The 14,743-nt window shown below is 66.6% G+C and carries 14 protein-coding genes; 8 read left to right on the top strand and 6 right to left on the bottom strand.

Annotation, left to right across the window (positions count from 1 at the left end):
- Positions 1-48: 48 nt before the first annotated feature.
- From mnmE to V3328_RS25970, 5 genes are all read left to right on the top strand, one after another.
- Positions 49-1,386 (top strand): tRNA uridine-5-carboxymethylaminomethyl(34) synthesis GTPase MnmE, encoded by a 1,338-nt coding sequence (gene mnmE, locus V3328_RS25990; RefSeq protein ID WP_340332650.1) that lies wholly within the window; start codon positions 49-51, stop codon positions 1,384-1,386.
- 146 nt (positions 1,387-1,532) lie between these two features.
- Positions 1,533-3,401, top strand: coding sequence for a tRNA uridine-5-carboxymethylaminomethyl(34) synthesis enzyme MnmG (gene mnmG / locus V3328_RS25985; RefSeq protein WP_340332649.1), 1,869 nt, complete (start codon positions 1,533-1,535; stop codon positions 3,399-3,401).
- Positions 3,402-3,453: 52 nt separating this feature from the next.
- On the top strand, positions 3,454-4,068 hold the full coding sequence (gene rsmG / locus V3328_RS25980; protein WP_340332688.1) for a 16S rRNA (guanine(527)-N(7))-methyltransferase RsmG: 615 nt from the start codon (positions 3,454-3,456) through the stop codon (positions 4,066-4,068).
- Between the two features lie 38 nt (positions 4,069-4,106).
- Entirely contained in the window at positions 4,107-4,907 is an 801-nt protein-coding gene (locus V3328_RS25975; RefSeq protein ID WP_340332648.1) for a ParA family protein, read from the top strand.
- A gap of 33 nt (positions 4,908-4,940) precedes the next feature.
- Entirely contained in the window at positions 4,941-5,852 is a 912-nt protein-coding gene (locus V3328_RS25970; RefSeq protein WP_340332647.1) for a ParB/RepB/Spo0J family partition protein, read from the top strand.
- Between the two features lie 115 nt (positions 5,853-5,967).
- On the opposite strand, the gene holA is transcribed toward V3328_RS25970, so the two are convergent.
- From holA to leuS, 3 genes are read right to left on the bottom strand one after another with little or no spacing between them, the layout of a single operon-like run.
- The gene (gene holA, locus V3328_RS25965; RefSeq protein WP_340332646.1) at positions 5,968-6,999 is read right to left on the bottom strand and encodes a DNA polymerase III subunit delta; all 1,032 of its coding nucleotides are present in this window, start codon (positions 6,997-6,999) and stop codon (positions 5,968-5,970) included.
- The gene (locus V3328_RS25960) at positions 6,996-7,661 is read right to left on the bottom strand and encodes a hypothetical protein (RefSeq protein WP_340332645.1); all 666 of its coding nucleotides are present in this window, start codon (positions 7,659-7,661) and stop codon (positions 6,996-6,998) included. The genes holA and V3328_RS25960 overlap by 4 nt, the downstream gene beginning before the upstream one ends.
- On the bottom strand, positions 7,648-10,263 hold the full coding sequence (leuS, locus tag V3328_RS25955) for a leucine--tRNA ligase (protein ID WP_340332644.1): 2,616 nt from the start codon (positions 10,261-10,263) through the stop codon (positions 7,648-7,650). Before leuS ends, V3328_RS25960 begins: the two co-directional genes overlap by 14 nt.
- A 200-nt stretch (positions 10,264-10,463) precedes the next feature.
- On the opposite strand from leuS, the gene V3328_RS25950 reads away from it, so the two are divergent.
- Positions 10,464-11,150, top strand: coding sequence for a YggS family pyridoxal phosphate-dependent enzyme (locus V3328_RS25950; RefSeq protein WP_340332643.1), 687 nt, complete (start codon positions 10,464-10,466; stop codon positions 11,148-11,150).
- On the opposite strand, the gene V3328_RS25945 is transcribed toward V3328_RS25950, so the two are convergent.
- Positions 11,147-11,950 carry a hypothetical protein gene (locus V3328_RS25945; RefSeq protein WP_340332642.1) on the bottom strand — a complete coding sequence of 268 codons (804 nt, stop codon included), beginning with the start codon at positions 11,948-11,950 and terminating at the stop codon, positions 11,147-11,149. The two genes, V3328_RS25950 and V3328_RS25945, sit on opposite strands and share 4 nt — an antisense overlap.
- A gap of 14 nt (positions 11,951-11,964) precedes the next feature.
- Complete coding sequence (locus V3328_RS25940; protein WP_340332641.1) at positions 11,965-12,504, bottom strand: L,D-transpeptidase family protein; 540 nt, start codon at positions 12,502-12,504, stop codon at positions 11,965-11,967.
- A gap of 155 nt (positions 12,505-12,659) precedes the next feature.
- On the opposite strand from V3328_RS25940, the gene V3328_RS25935 reads away from it, so the two are divergent.
- The gene (locus V3328_RS25935) at positions 12,660-13,373 is read left to right on the top strand and encodes a response regulator transcription factor (protein WP_340332640.1); all 714 of its coding nucleotides are present in this window, start codon (positions 12,660-12,662) and stop codon (positions 13,371-13,373) included.
- Positions 13,370-13,855, top strand: a complete 486-nt coding sequence (locus V3328_RS25930) for a cyclic nucleotide-binding domain-containing protein (protein WP_340332639.1) — start codon at positions 13,370-13,372, stop codon at positions 13,853-13,855. Before V3328_RS25935 ends, V3328_RS25930 begins: the two co-directional genes overlap by 4 nt.
- Before the next feature lie 2 nt (positions 13,856-13,857).
- On the opposite strand, the gene V3328_RS25925 is transcribed toward V3328_RS25930, so the two are convergent.
- The gene (locus V3328_RS25925; RefSeq protein WP_340332687.1) at positions 13,858-14,676 is read right to left on the bottom strand and encodes an exodeoxyribonuclease III; all 819 of its coding nucleotides are present in this window, start codon (positions 14,674-14,676) and stop codon (positions 13,858-13,860) included.
- Between the last annotated feature and the right edge of the window lie 67 nt (positions 14,677-14,743).

Here is a 14,743-nt window from a genome sequence, read left to right as displayed (position 1 = left end):
GCAAAGTCACAACATAAGCCGGATGGATGGCAGTAACAGGGTTTCGGCATGAATTCGGGCACCGATACGATCTTTGCGCTGTCGAGCGGTTCCGGAAAGGCGGGTGTTGCGGTCGTGCGCATATCCGGGCCGGATGCCGGGGCGGCGCTGCGCGACCTGACCGGCGGGATACCGAAGGAGCGCCATGCCGTTTTGCGGTCGATTCGTGACCGTAACGGCGAGAAGATCGATAGGGGTCTGATCCTGTGGCTTCCCGGGCCGGGCAGTTTCACCGGCGAGGACATGGCCGAGTTTCAGGTGCATGGCGGGCGGTCGGTCGTCTCGGGACTGATCGAGACGCTCGCCGGGATGGAAGGACTGCGACCGGCCGAGCCCGGTGAGTTCGCGCGGCGGGCGTTCGGGAACGGCAAGCTGGATCTGACGGAGATCGAGGGGCTCGCCGATCTCATCGATGCCGAAACGGTGCTGCAGCGTCGTCAGGCGTTGCGCCAGCTGGAAGGTCGTTCCGGAGAGATAGTCGAGGATTGGCGTCGGCGGCTGATCGGCGCGATAGCTCTGTGCGAGGCGGGTATCGATTTTGTCGATGAGGACGATGTTTCAGATGAGGTAGGCGCGGACATAACGCCGATCGTCGCGCATCTTCGTGCGGAGATATGCGGGCACCTGGAGGAGGAGCCGCGGGGCGAATCCATCCGAACGGGCCTGACCGTCGTGATCGCGGGCCCTCCGAACGCGGGAAAGTCGAGCCTTCTCAATGCATTGGCGCGGAGGGACGTCGCAATCGTGGCGGACGTGCCGGGAACCACGCGGGATGCGATCGAGGTCCGTCTCGAGCTCGGAGGGGTCCCGGTGACGATGGTCGATACGGCCGGGATCCGTGCTTCGGGCGATGAGATCGAGATGGAGGGGGTGCGCCGGGCCGAGCGGCATGTCGCTGATGCGGACCTGGTTCTCTGGCTGGCGGACAGTTCCGCCGAGACATCCGGGCTCGAGACACGTCCGCGGACCGGTCCGGAGACGTGGTGGGTCTCCACCAAGATCGATCTGGTGGACGGGGTTGCAGGCCGGATCGACGCGGTGCGGTTCGGCCTGTCGGCGCTATCGGGTGCCGGCGTCGGGGAGCTTTTGCGGGGTCTGGCGGAATGGGCGACGAATCGAGTCGGATCTGGAACGATCCCGGTGATCACGCGCGTCCGGCATCGGCGGGAGCTTGAATCCGCAGCAGCGGCGCTGGAGCGCGCTGGCGGTCTGGACTACCGCTCCGATCCGGATCTGGTCGCCGAAGAGCTGAGGGCGGCCGCTAATGCACTGGGACGGGTCACGGGCCGGATTGACGTCGAGGATGTTCTGGACGCCATCTTCCGGGATTTCTGCATTGGCAAGTGAGTGGTGTTTCACGTGAATCAATGGTCGCGCGACGAGGCCGCTGCAGGGATTCACGTGAAACACCAGGCTGAAAGCACTTGGCAAGCGGTCCCCGTTGGGGCACACGGAGACATGCGTTTTGTAGAAGAGATCGGGACGGGCTCTCCGTGAGAGGGGCGTACGACGTCATCGTGGTTGGTGGTGGCCATGCCGGGTGCGAGGCCGCGGCGGCGGCCGCGCGCGTCGGTGCGCGGGTGGCGCTGGTCACGAACCGCATCGATACGATCGGAGTGATGTCCTGCAACCCCGCTATTGGCGGTGTCGGCAAGGGTCATCTCGTCCGGGAGGTCGACGCGCTCGATGGCCTGATGGGACGAGTGGCGGACCGGGCCGGAATTCAGTTCAGGCTGCTCAACCGGCGAAAGGGGCCCGCGGTGCAGGGCCCGCGCGCCCAGGCTGACCGCAAGCTCTACCGCGAGGCGATGCAGGCGGAGCTTCGGGCTATACCGGGCCTCGATATCGTCGAGGGGGAGGTTGCCGACGTGATCGCCAGCGGCGGTCGCGTTGCCGGCGTGACGACGTCGGACGGACGGGATTTCTCCTGTGCCACGGTGGTGGTGACGACGGGCACGTTCCTGCGCGGCCTGATCCATCTCGGAGAGAAGAGCTGGCCCGCGGGCAGGGCCGGCGACCGGCCGGCGGTCAGGCTTGCCGAGCGGATCGAATCGCTCGGCTTCCGGCTGGGCCGCCTCAAGACTGGCACGCCGCCCCGGCTCGATGGGCGCACCATCCGCTGGGACGCGCTGCAGGCGCAGCCGGGCGACGACGACCCTGTGCCATTCTCCTTCCTGACCGAGCGGATCACGACCCCGCAGGTCGATTGCCATATCACGCGGACGACCGGGGAGACGCACCGGATCATAACGTCGAACCTGCACCGCTCGGCAATGTACTCCGGCAAGATCGATAGCCGCGGGCCCCGCTACTGCCCGTCGATAGAGGACAAGATCGTCCGGTTTGCCGACAGGGACAGTCACCAGATATTCCTCGAACCGGAGGGGCTGGACGATCACACGGTCTATCCGAACGGGATCTCGACGTCCTTGCCGGAGGATGTCCAGGCGGCCGTGATTTCCTCGATTCCCGGGCTGGAGACGGCGGCGATCCTGCGCCCGGGATATGCGATCGAGTATGATTACGTCGACCCGCGCGAGCTGAAGGCGACGCTCGAGGCGAAGCGCCTGCCCGGACTTTATCTGGCCGGGCAGATCAACGGGACGACCGGTTACGAGGAGGCGGCCGCCCAGGGCATCATGGCTGGGATCAACGCCGCGCGAGCCGCAGGCGATGCGGAGCCCGTGGTGTTGAACCGGGCGGAGGCCTACATCGGTGTCTTGATAGACGACCTGGTGATGCGTGGCGTCAGCGAGCCCTACCGGATGTTTACCTCACGGGCGGAATATCGTCTGACGCTGCGGGCGGACAATGCCGATCAGCGCCTGACACCCCGGGGCATCGGGATGGGGTGTGTCGGGCTTTCCCGGAGCAACGCCTTTGCCGGGAAGATGAACGCCTTGGAAGCTGCGCGGACGCGCGCGTCCGCACTGTCCGTGACGCCGCAGGAGGCATCAAGGCACGGACTTGTTCTCAATCACGACGGGCAGCGCAGATCGGCCCTCGACCTGCTGGCCTATCCGGACATCGGGATCGAGCGCCTCGCAGCGATCTGGCCGGAACTCGGCTCGTTGCCGGTGAGGATTGCCAGGCAACTGGAGATCGAAGCGCGGTATTCGGTCTATCTCGAACGTCAGAAGTCCGACATCGAGGCCTTCCGTCGGGACGAGGGTCTTGTGATTCCCGACTACATCGATTTCCGGTCGATGCCCGGTCTTGCCAACGAGATCCGCGAGAAGCTCGTGTCGGCGCGGCCCGCCTCGATTGGTCAGGCGTCGCGGATCGAAGGCATGACTCCCGCGGCCCTGCTCCTACTGGCTGCTCACGTCAAGCGCGGGGCTCCGCGGCTGAAGTCGGCCTGACGTGGCGAAGGTGGCGGACGGCGACGACAATCGCGCGGCGGGATTGGCGCTGATGCGGTCGTTCGTTACTGTTTCACGTGAAACAGAAGCCCGTCTCGATGCCTTCGCCGCCCATCTGCGCCGCTGGACACGCGCAAAGAACCTCGTCGGCCCGGACACCCTGAAAAACCTGTGGACCCGCCACATCGCTGATTCGGCCCAGGTCGTCGCGCTGATGCCGGAGGCGCGACGCTGGGTGGACCTTGGTGCGGGGGCCGGGTTCCCGGGATTGGTGGTTGCCAGCCTGGTCTGTGGCGATCTGGGATCGCGGGTCGACCTGGTCGAATCGAACGGGCGCAAATGCGCGTTCCTCCGGTCGGCGGCACGGGAAACCGGGGTTCCGGCGACCGTTCACTGTGACCGTATCGAAAGGTTCGCGACCGACTGGTCCGGCGCGGCCGATGTCGTCACCGCCAGGGCGTTGGCCCCACTTGTAAAATTGCTCGATCTGACGGCACCGCTGATCCAGAAAGGCTGCGTTGGGGTTTTCCACAAAGGACAAGATGTAGAGCGTGAATTGACCGAGGCCTCAACATATTGGACATTTGCACATGAGCTCGTTTCGAGCCGGACCCCTGGCGGCGGCGCCCTGGTCATCGTGCGTGACTGTGAACGCAAATCCGCCTAGAGCACGTGTCAGACATTCCTACCCGGAGGCCTGAGGGCATGAAACCGCGCGTCATCACGATCGCCAACCAGAAGGGCGGCGTCGGCAAGACGACGACGACCATCAATCTGGGTACGGCGCTCGCCGCGATAGGCGAACGCGTCCTGGTCATCGATCTGGACCCCCAGGGCAACGCTTCCACGGGGCTGGGCATCGACCGGAAGGACAGAGACCGCTCTGTCTACGACGTCCTCATCGGCGAGCGCAGCCTTGTCGATGCCATGATGCCGACCGCCGTGCCGCGCCTGTCGGTGGTGCCGTCGACGCTAGACCTTCTGGGTTTCGAGCAGGAGGTGATGGGCTCTCGCGACCGCTCGTACCGGCTCCGGAATGCGATCGTCCGGCCCGGCGCGGCCGAGGAGGACGATCTCGGCATCGACTATGTCTTGGTCGACTGCCCGCCGTCGTTGAACCTGCTCACGATCAACGCGCTCGCTGCCGCGAGTTCGGTGCTGGTGCCGCTGCAGACCGAGTTCTTCGCGCTGGAAGGCCTCAGCCAACTCCTGCAGACCGTCGAGCACGTGAAGACGTCCCTCAACCCGGAACTGACTATCCACGGGATCGTCCTCACCATGTTCGACAAGCGCAACAACCTGTCGAGCCAGGTGGTGGCGGACGTGCGGCAGCACATGGGCGCGAACGTCTACGATACCGTGATCCCCCGCAACGTACGGGTCTCGGAGGCGCCGTCCTTCGGCAAGCCGGTGCTCCTCTACGACATGCATTGTGCCGGGAGCAAAGCCTACATCCGGCTCGCCTCCGAAATAATCCAGCGGGAGCGGCGGCTTCGCGCTGCATGAAGTAAAATTTCTGATCGATTCGGAGCCGCAACAATGAGCGTATTGAAGAAGACGGATGAACCGCAGCAGGGCCGCGAGGCACCGCCGTCGCGCCTGGGCCGGGGCCTGGCGGCACTGATCGGCGACGTCGATACCGAAAAGCAGGCGATCGAGAGGGCCCGCAGCCAGCGCCGGCTCCCGATCGAGTTCCTGCGCGCCAACCCGCGCAACCCCCGAAAGAGTTTCGCTGACGAGGACCTCGGCGACCTCGCCGCATCGATCCGCGAAAAGGGGATCATGCAGCCAATCCTGGTCCGGCCGACCCCGGAAGACGCGACCCGTTTCGAGATAATCGCGGGAGAACGCCGCTGGCGCGCCGCCCAAAGGGCAGGGCTGCACGAGGTTCCGGTCGTGGTCCTGGCGGTCGACGACCGGGAAGCGCTGGAAATCGCCATCATCGAGAACGTGCAGCGCAGCGATCTCAATCCGCTGGAGGAAGCCGAGGGCTACCAGCGGCTGATCGAGGAGTTCAGCTACAGCCAGGCGCAGCTCGCCGACGTGATCGGCAAGAGCCGCAGCCACGTGGCCAACACCATCCGGCTGCTGAAACTGCCCGAAACGGTGCGCGCCTACGTCACCGACGGCAAGCTGAGCGCCGGCCACGCCCGCACCCTCGTCACGCACGAGGATCCGGAGAGGGCGGCGCGGGCGATCATCGAGACCGGCCTCAACGTCCGCGAGGCCGAGGCCCTGACGCGCAAGGCGGATGCCCCCGGGCGCAACCGGACCGCCCCGAAGCCGGCTCCGGACAAGGATGCCGATACCCGCGCGCTCGAGAAGCAGCTCGCCGACACCCTCGGCCTGTCGGTCGACATCCGGCACAAGGCAGACGGCACCGGCGAGATCCGCGTACGCTACAAGACGCTCGAGCAACTCGAGGCGGTTACCGGGCGGCTGGCGCGATAGGCAGCCGGGCGGATCCGCCACAAAGACTTGTAAAGGCGAGAGAAATCAGCGCGCGGCCGGGGCAGGAAGCGGCGGCGGCCAAAGACCGACGATTTACTTTTACGTAAACTGCCAGTCAGCGAGCGCGCCCGGGTTGCCTCGCTGCGCCGGCCAGCGTGACGACGGTCCGGTCGGTCATCACCTCCGCCAGATCAGGCCTCAGCCGGACTTCCGATTCGGTCGACGACAAGAGTTCGAACGCCCGATCGAGCGCCGCCGGCGACCAGATTCCGAGCTGCCGCCGAAACCCGTTCTGACGCTTGAAGAACACCGGGGGACGAAGTTCCCGCATCGCCGCTTCCGCCGTCGCGCCGCGATCGACTTTCAGGCGGGCTTCGCTCAGCTGCAGGAAATGCCGCGCGAGGGCCGAGACGATGCTCGCCGGAGCGGTGCCGGAGGCCAGCGAGCGCCGCAGCACCAGGCTCGCCGTCGTCGCGTCGCCAAGAGCGGTCGCGTCTATCAGGGCATCGAGTTCCAGAGCGGACGCGTCCCCGACGATTGCCGCGACATCCTCCAATTCCACCGTGCCGCGGCCGTGGCAAAAGGAAGCGAGTTTCTGCAGTTCGCCCCGCGACGCGCGCCGGTCGCCGCCGAGAAGACGAAGAAGCGCGGCACGGGCATCGGGCGTCACCTGCAGCCCGCCGGAACCCATTTCCTCCGAAATCAGACCGTCGATCGCCTTCTGGTCGTCGACATAGCAGGCGATGGCGGCCGCATTGGCGTGCTTCTCGGCGAGCTTGCGGATCGGCGAGGACGGCTTCAGGTCACCCGCCTCCACCACGATCATCGCCTCGCGGGGCGGATCGGCGAGAATCGGCTCAAGGGCAGGCCCGATATTCCGGGAGGTGGCGGTGACCCGAATGGCGTGCCGGCCGCCGAACATCGGCACGCTGTGCGCCTCCTCGGCCAGCCTCTCGGGCGCCCCGGCAAGGGCATCGCCTTCGACGACGCTCCTCGCCATCGGATCCGGATCGTCGCCGAGGAACGCTGCGAGGATGTTCGCGGCCCGCTCGCTGACCAGCCCCGTATCGGGACCGTAGACGACGGCGAGTGGCTTGTCGGGAGACCTGAGAAAACGGTTGATCGCCTCGCCCTTGAGCGCGGTCAATAGCCCGGGTCTCCGTAGGTCTCTTCCCGGTCGTCGAAAATTGAATTGCCGAAGTTGGGCAGTTCGTCCTCTGGATCGACGTCGGGCGCCACTTCGTCATACGACTTGCCGGTCGCGAAATAGGAGGCGAGGCGGAGCTGGATGTCGACCGCCACCTCGCCAGCCGCGCGGTTCTCCGCGTCGATCGTGGCGCGGTCGTTGGCGAAACGCTGGTTGAAATAGTCGAACGAGGCGATCCGGGTGACCGTGCCGGAGGCCAGCACCTCCGTCCCGCCCACCTGCTTGAGCTCGTAGTCGACCTGCAGGCGGATGTTCCGCCCGCCGGGCAGGCCGCTGATGGTGCGCGTGATGATGTTGGTGTAGCGCTCTTTGACCCGCAGCGTCACCATGTAGGAGCCGCTGCCCGGATTACCGCCGTTGAGCTGGAACAGGAGGTCGTTGCGGACCTTCTGGGCGACGCGACCTTCGACGGGCGCCACGTCGACATCGGCAAGAACGGTGGACAGACTGGTGCCGCCGATCTCGGCCGTCCCGTAGAGCGGCCTGACGTTGCAGCCGCCGACCAGCAGCGCCGCAAACATGGCGGCCGCAAGCGCAAGGCGGTGCGGCGCGGCCCGGGTAAAGCGGCGGGATCGGGAGAACGACCGGTCAGACGACGACATTCACGATCCTCTGCGGCACCACGATGATCTTGCGCACCGGCTTGTCGCCGAGCGCCCGCTGCACGCCGGCCAGCCCGAGTGCCGCTTCCTCGATAGCAGATTGGTCCGCGTCGCGGGCAATGACAAGTTCGTCGCGCCGCTTGCCGTTGACCTGCACGGGCAGAGTGATCGTCGCCTCAACCAGCAGGGCGGGCTCGACAACCGGCCACGGCGCATCCGCCAGCAGCCCTTCGTGCCCGAGAACCTTCCAGCATTCCTCGGCCAGATGCGGGACCATGGGTCCGGACAGCCGGACGATGGTTTCCGCAGCCTCGCGCAGCGCCCAGGCGAGATCCGGCGCAACCTCACCGTTGCCCTTCTCGTTGAGCAGAGAGGTGACCGCGTTGACCACCTCGTAGATGTGGGCGATGGCCCGGTTGAAGCGAAGCTGCTCGATGTCCCGGGACACCGCGTCGAGCGCGCGGTGCGTGGTGCGGCGCAGGCCTTCGGCGGCAGGACCGATCCGCTCGGGCCTGGCGGTTGCCGCCGGCGGCGCGATCTCGACGACCTGCGAGACGAGGCGCCATAGCCGCTGAATCAGTCGCCACGCGCCCTCGACTCCCGATTCGGTCCATTCGCTGTCGCGCTCCGGCGGCGTGTCGGAGAGCATGAACCAGCGGGCCGCATCGACACCGTAAGTCTCGACGATCGCCTCGGGGGAGACGACGTTCTTCTTCGACTTCGACATCTTTTCCGGCTGTCCGACCACGACGGGACGACCCGTCTCGCGGCTGACCACGGTGCCGTCGTCGCGCCGCTCGACCTCCTCGGGGAACAGCCACTGGCCGTTCTCCGTCCGGTAGGTCTCGTGCGTGATCATTCCCTGCGTGAACAGGCCCCGGAAAGGCTCCTCCAGCCCGGTGTATCCGGTCTTCTTCATCGCACGCAGGAAGAACCGCGAATAGAGCAGATGCAGGACGGCGTGCTCGACCCCGCCGATATACTGGTCGACCGGCAGCCAGTCATCGACGGCCGCCCTGTCGACGACGTCCCGGTCGCGAGGCGAGCAGAAGCGGGCGAAGTACCAGGACGAATCGACAAACGTGTCCATGGTGTCCGTCTCGCGCCGGGCGGCGGCGCCGCACTTAGGACAGTCGACGTGCTTCCAGGTCGGATGGTGATCGAGCGGATTGCCCGGCCTGTCGAAGGTCGCGTCGTCGGGCAGCAGGACCGGCAGGTTCGCCTCCGGGACGGCGACGATTCCGCAGGTATCGCAATGAATTACGGGAATCGGGCAGCCCCAGTAGCGTTGCCGCGAGATGCCCCAGTCGCGCAGGCGGAAATTCACTTTCCGAGCGCCGGTGCCGGCCGCCTCGAAGCGGCTTGCGACCTCCTCCTTGGCGTCGGCGACGCTCATGCCGTCCAGGAACGCCGAATTGATCATGCGGACGGCCTGGCCGTCCTTTTCGACGAACGCCTCGTCGGCGATCTCGAACGCCGAGGGATCGGCGTCGACGGGGGCGACGACCGGGATCACCGGCAGGCCGTACTTGCGGGCGAAGTCGAGGTCGCGCTGGTCGTGCGCCGGGCAGCCGAAGATCGCGCCCTCGCCATATCCCATCAGCACGAAATTCGCCACGTAGACGGGCAGCCTGACGTCCGGCCGGAACGGATGGACCGCAAACAGGCCCGTGTCGTAGCCCTTCTTCTCGGCGCGCTCGATCGCCTCCTCGCTGGTGCCGAGCGCGGCGCATTCGCGGCGGAAGGCCTCCAGGCCGGCATCGTCCTGAGCCAGCCGCTTGGCCAGCGGATGGTCCGGCGACACAGCGCAGAAGCTCGCCCCGAAGATCGTGTCCTGCCGGGTGGTGTAGACGGTAAGCGGTTCCGCCTGCCGCGCACCGTCGCCGTCCTCGATCTCGAAGGAGAACCGCACGCCTTCCGACCGGCCGATCCAGCGCTGCTGCATCAGCCGCACCTTGTCCGGCCAGTCGTCGAGCGTATCGATGGCGTCGAGCAGATCCTGAGCGTAGTCGGTGATCCTGAAGAACCACTGCGACAGCTCGCGCTTTTCAACCGGCGCGCCGGAGCGCCAGCCGCAGCCGTCGATCACCTGCTCGTTGGCGAGCACGGTCTGGTCGACCGGATCCCAGTTGACGAGCGAGGTCTTGCGCTCGACCAGGCCCGCGGCGAGGAAGTCGACGAACAGCTTCTGCTGCCTGGAATAGTATTCCGGATCACAGGTCGCCAGCTCGCGCGTCCAGTCGATCGACAGGCCGAGCAGCTTGAGCTGCTCCTTCATCGTGGCGATGTTCTCGTAGGTCCACTCCTTGGGGTGGACCTTCTTCTCGATCGCCGCGTTCTCGGCGGGCAGCCCGAACGCGTCCCAGCCCATCGGGTGCAGCACGTTGTGGCCCCTGGCGCGCTTGTAGCGCGCCACCACGTCGCCCATCACGTAGTTGCGCCCATGCCCGATATGGATCTTGCCCGACGGGTAGGGAAACATCTCGAGGACGTAGTATTTCGGACGCGGGTCGTCGTTCGCGGTCTCGAAGACGCGATTCTCGTCCCAAACCCGCTGCCAGCGGGCCTCCGCCTCGCGGGGATTGTAGCGTTCGCTCGCCATCACGTGATATTCGACCGTTGAGATTTTGGCGTAGATGGCCCGAAACCCGTTATCCGGTCAACCGGTTGCGGGCGCGGGAGGCCGGCTGCGAGGACATCAGTCGATCCGGCCGTTTCGCCAGCCGGCAGGGACAGAATGACTGAAGCCTGTTAATCGGGCATCAACGGGGCGAAATTCGTACGATTTTCTCGAAAGACATCATGACAGAGACCGAAACCGGCGCAGCAACGCGCCTAGAAGAAGTGATGAGCCGCATCCGCGCCGCCGAAGCGGAAGCCGGGCGCCCGACCGGGTCCGTCACGCTCGTTGCCGTCGGCAAGACCCATGGTCCCGACGTCGTCGAACCCGTCATCCAGGCGGGCCAGCGAACGTTTGGCGAGAACCGGGTCCAGGAGTCGCAAGGAAAGTGGCCGGATCTGAAGCAGCGCTATCACGATATCGAGCTGCACCTGATCGGCCCGTTGCAGACCAACAAGGTGAAGGAGGCCGTGGCGCTGTTCGACGTGATCGAGACTGTCGATCGCGACAAGCTCGCCCGGGCGCTGGCCAGGGAAATGGCGGAGCAGGGCCGGCGGCTGCGGCTGCTGGTGCAGGTCAATACCGGCGCGGAACCGCAGAAGGCCGGCGTGCTGCCTGAGGAAACGGCGGATTTCGTCGCCCGTTGCCGAGACGAGCACGGCCTCGAGATCGAGGGGCTGATGTGCATTCCGCCGTTAGACGAGCCGCCGGCGCCGCATTTCGCGCTGCTCGCCAAGATTGGCAGGGAGCTGGGGCTGAAAACGCTCTCGATGGGGATGAGCGCCGACTACGAGATCGCCATCGCCCACGGGGCGACGCACGTGCGGGTCGGCAGCGCGATCTTCGGCGCGAGGGACACGCCGGCCTAGGAGGGCCGGTCGATCGCCAGTTCCCGTTCGAGATGGGACCAGGTCGCCCTTTCGAAGGGCTCGGGCCAGTCGATGCCGAGACGGTCCGCCAGCGGGCGGGCGAGGGGCAGATAGGCGCCGGCATAGGCGAGATGCGTCGCAATCGCCGACTCGCGGGTCGGAACCGGCGCGGGCAGCGCCGTCAGAAGTGCCTTCTGGTCGTCCGTGATCAACCGGTTCAGGTGCAGCGCGCCGCCACGGTGGGGCGCGCCGGTCTCCGCGATCATGAGATCGATCAGGAGGTTGCGCAAATGGAAGACGCCGGTAACGGCGTTCAGGTACTCCGCGCGGCCCATGGCGACCGGCAGGAGCCCGAGAATGCGGATGAATTCCTCGATCTGCCAGGCCAGCCGGTCGCGATCGATGCCAGGTTCGGGGGTCTCGGGCAGATCGGCGGCGATCCCGTCGCGGTCGAACAGCACCTTCAGGCCGCGCCGGGTGTGGAGCGGGTCGGCTGTCGTTGCCAGGACGTCGATCCGCAGCCAGCCGGTGGTGATCGCGTTGATCAGTATCGTCGGGCCGGAGCGAACGCGCCACAGGACGATCCCTCCGGCCGGCTCCAGCGCCGCGCGCCACAGGTCGGAGAACGCGTCGCCCCGTGCAGCAGACATGTGCGGGTCTGACAGAATGGCCAGGAAATCCAGGTCGCTGTAGGCGTCGGCAAGGCCCGCGCCGTGGCTGCCCGACAGGCAGAGCGCGCGCACGCCCGGCTCGCCTTCAAGCCGCCTGGCGACACAGTCTATCAGCGCGTCCGTATCCATGCGGTCCACCCTCGTCAGCCGATCGCGATCTTCGTGTCCGGACCGATCCTCGGCAGGAGACGACGCAGGTCGTGCCGCCGGAGCGCCACGCAGCCTTCGGTGGGGGCGAATCCGGGGCGGGCGAGATGCAGGAAAATGGCGCTGCCGAAGGGGCGCAGCGGGGCCGGATCGTCGTTGAAGCCGATCACAATGACGAGATCGTAGAGGTGATCGTCGCGCCACATGCGTTCGTGGCGTGCGGCGGTGGGCAGGCGGACGGCGCTGTTGTAGGCGAGGCTGGCGGGATCGTCGCACCATCCCAGATCCGGAAAAATCGCCGCCGTTTCCAGGGCGGAGCGGGGCCTGGGCAGGCGATCCCGCCGGAAATAGAGCTTTCGCAACGGAAACACGCCTTCCGGCGAGGCGCCGTCGCCCTCGCGCTTGCGCCTGCGGATGCCCGCTCGGCCCAGCGCGCAGGGCATCACCAGCGAGCCGGCGGCGAGGATGCCGTGATGCGCCGCGCCGCTCGCGCGGTGGACGCGAAGCAGGTCGCAATTGCCGGAAACCGTAGCCATATTCACCCAACCCCGCCGCGCGGCCGCCTTGCGGATTTCATCAACAGTGTTCTACATCGTCGTTCAATATCGTTAACCGGCCTTGTCGTTGACCGGTCCTGTCGTCGACCGGCCGAATCCCCGACCGGGTCGGACGCGCCACCACGGAGACCGCCATGAACACGTCGAAGCATATCCTGATCGTCGACGACGACGCGGATCTGCGCGAGGCGCTGGTCGAGCAGCTGTCGCTGCACGAGGAGTTCTCGACCTCGACGGCGGAATGCGCGAAATCCGGGCTGGATCAGGCCAAGGCGGACCACATCGACCTGATGATCCTCGACGTCGGCCTGCCCGACATGGATGGGCGCGAGGCGTGCAAGGTGCTGCGCAAGCACGGCTTCAAGTCGCCGATCATCATGCTGACGGGGCACGATTCGGATTCCGACACGATCCTCGGGCTGGAATCGGGCGCCAACGACTACGTCGTCAAGCCGTTCCGCTTCGCGGTGCTGCTGGCGCGCATCCGCGCGCAGCTCAGGCAGCACGAGCAGAGCGAGGACGCGGTGTTCGCGATCGGTCCCTACACGTTCAAGCCGGCGCTGAAACTGATGATCACCGAGAAGGGCGCCAAGGTGCGCCTCACCGAGAAGGAGACGGCGATCCTCAAGTATCTCTACCGGGCCGGCGAGAAGGTGGTGACCCGCGACGTGCTGCTGCACGAGGTCTGGGGCTACAATTCGGGCGTCACCACGCACACGCTGGAGACGCACATCTACCGCCTGCGCCAGAAGATCGAGCGCGACCCGTCGAGCGCGGAGCTGCTGGTCACCGAAGGCGGCGGCTACAAGCTGGTGCCGCGCGGCGCCTATGGAGGCGCCGAGGCGTGACCCTCGACCACGACGTCCAGCTTCTGCAGAGCATCCCGCTGCTGTCGGACTTCCCCGCCGAGCAGCTGCGGCTGATCGCGTTCTCCGCAGAGCCGCTGAAGCTGCCGGCTGACACGATGCTGTTCCGCGAGGGCGCAGACGCCAACGACGGCTTCGTGCTGGTGTCGGGGGCGGTGCAGTTCTTCACCACCGTCGACGGGGTGGAGGAGGAGATCGCGATCGCCGGCCCCGGCGCGCTGATCGGCGAACTGGCGCTGCTCTGCCACACCACCCGGCCGGCGAGCGCCCGGACCATCGAGCCGACCGAACTGCTGGCGGTGTCGCGGCGGCTGCTGCGCCGGGTTCTCGAGGAATATCCCGATATGGCCGAACGCCTGCGCCAGGCGCTGAGCGAGCGCCTGTCGACGATGACGAAGGAACTCGGCGGCACCCGCGAGCGCCTGCTGTCGATCGACAGCGGAGCGCCGGAAACGGCCGAGTAGCCCTACATCTCCAGCCGGACGATGACCGGGACGTGGTCCGACGGCCGCTCCCAGCCGCGCGCCTCGCGCAGCACCTCGACCTGGGTGCAGGCATCGGCGATGCCCGGCGTCAGCCAGACGTGATCGAGGCGGCGGCCCTTGTCGGCGGCTTCCCAGTCGCGGGCCCGGTAGCTCCACCAGGTGTAGAGCTTCTCCGGCGGGGGCACGTCGCGGCGCACCACGTCGACCCAGTCCAGCGCCTTGCGGACCCGTTCCAGGCCCTCGGTCTCCACCGGCGTGTGGCTCACCACGCGCAAAAGCTGCCTGTGCGACCAGACGTCGTCCTCGAGCGGGGCGATGTTGAGGTCTCCCAGGAGCAGCGCGCCGCTGTCTGGGGCGACGGTCGACACGTCGTCGGCCGACCAGGCGATCAGCTCCTCGAGGAAGTCGAGCTTGTGGGCGAACTTCGGGTTGATCGCCGGATCCGGCTCGTCGCCGCCGGCGGGAACGTAGAAATTGTGGATCCGCACCGAGCGGCCTCCGTCGCCCTCGACATCGACGGCCAGGTGGCGGCAATCGCCCTTTTCACAGAATTCCCGCGCGACGATCGTCTCGATCGGCCGCTTCGACAGCACCGCGACGCCGTGATAGCCCTTCTGGCCATGCGCCGCGATATGCCGGTAGCCGAGCCTTTCGAAGCTCTTGCGGGGGAATTCGGAGTTCGGACACTTGGTCTCCTGAAGGCAGATCACGTCCGGATTGCGCTTGGCGGCAAGTTCCGCGACCAGGTCCTGGCGAAGCCGGACGGAATTGATGTTCCAGGTGGCGACGGTCAGCGGCACGTGCGGGACAGTCCGTTCCATGGGTCGGTGATTGCAGGGGCGGCGACTGCCGGCCCGGCGGACGCCT

Origin of the sequence: Microbaculum marinum, assembly GCF_037855135.1 — a bacterium.
Taxonomy (GTDB): domain Bacteria; phylum Pseudomonadota; class Alphaproteobacteria; order Rhizobiales; family Tepidamorphaceae; genus Microbaculum; species Microbaculum marinum.
This window is presented reverse-complemented; position numbering and strand designations above follow the sequence as displayed.

Coding starts and splice junctions, on each gene's coding strand:
- mnmE (WP_340332650.1), top strand. CDS start 49: ATGAATTCGGGCACCGATACGATCTTTGCGCTGTCGAGCGGTTCCGGA.
- V3328_RS25935 (WP_340332640.1), top strand. CDS start 12,660: ATGAACACGTCGAAGCATATCCTGATCGTCGACGACGACGCGGATCTG.
- V3328_RS25970 (WP_340332647.1), top strand. CDS start 4,941: ATGAGCGTATTGAAGAAGACGGATGAACCGCAGCAGGGCCGCGAGGCA.
- V3328_RS25975 (WP_340332648.1), top strand. CDS start 4,107: ATGAAACCGCGCGTCATCACGATCGCCAACCAGAAGGGCGGCGTCGGC.
- leuS (WP_340332644.1), bottom strand. CDS start 10,263: ATGGCGAGCGAACGCTACAATCCCCGCGAGGCGGAGGCCCGCTGGCAG.
- V3328_RS25960 (WP_340332645.1), bottom strand. CDS start 7,661: ATGTCGTCGTCTGACCGGTCGTTCTCCCGATCCCGCCGCTTTACCCGG.
- V3328_RS25940 (WP_340332641.1), bottom strand. CDS start 12,504: ATGGCTACGGTTTCCGGCAATTGCGACCTGCTTCGCGTCCACCGCGCG.
- rsmG (WP_340332688.1), top strand. CDS start 3,454: ATGCGGTCGTTCGTTACTGTTTCACGTGAAACAGAAGCCCGTCTCGAT.
- V3328_RS25950 (WP_340332643.1), top strand. CDS start 10,464: ATGACAGAGACCGAAACCGGCGCAGCAACGCGCCTAGAAGAAGTGATG.
- V3328_RS25945 (WP_340332642.1), bottom strand. CDS start 11,950: ATGGATACGGACGCGCTGATAGACTGTGTCGCCAGGCGGCTTGAAGGC.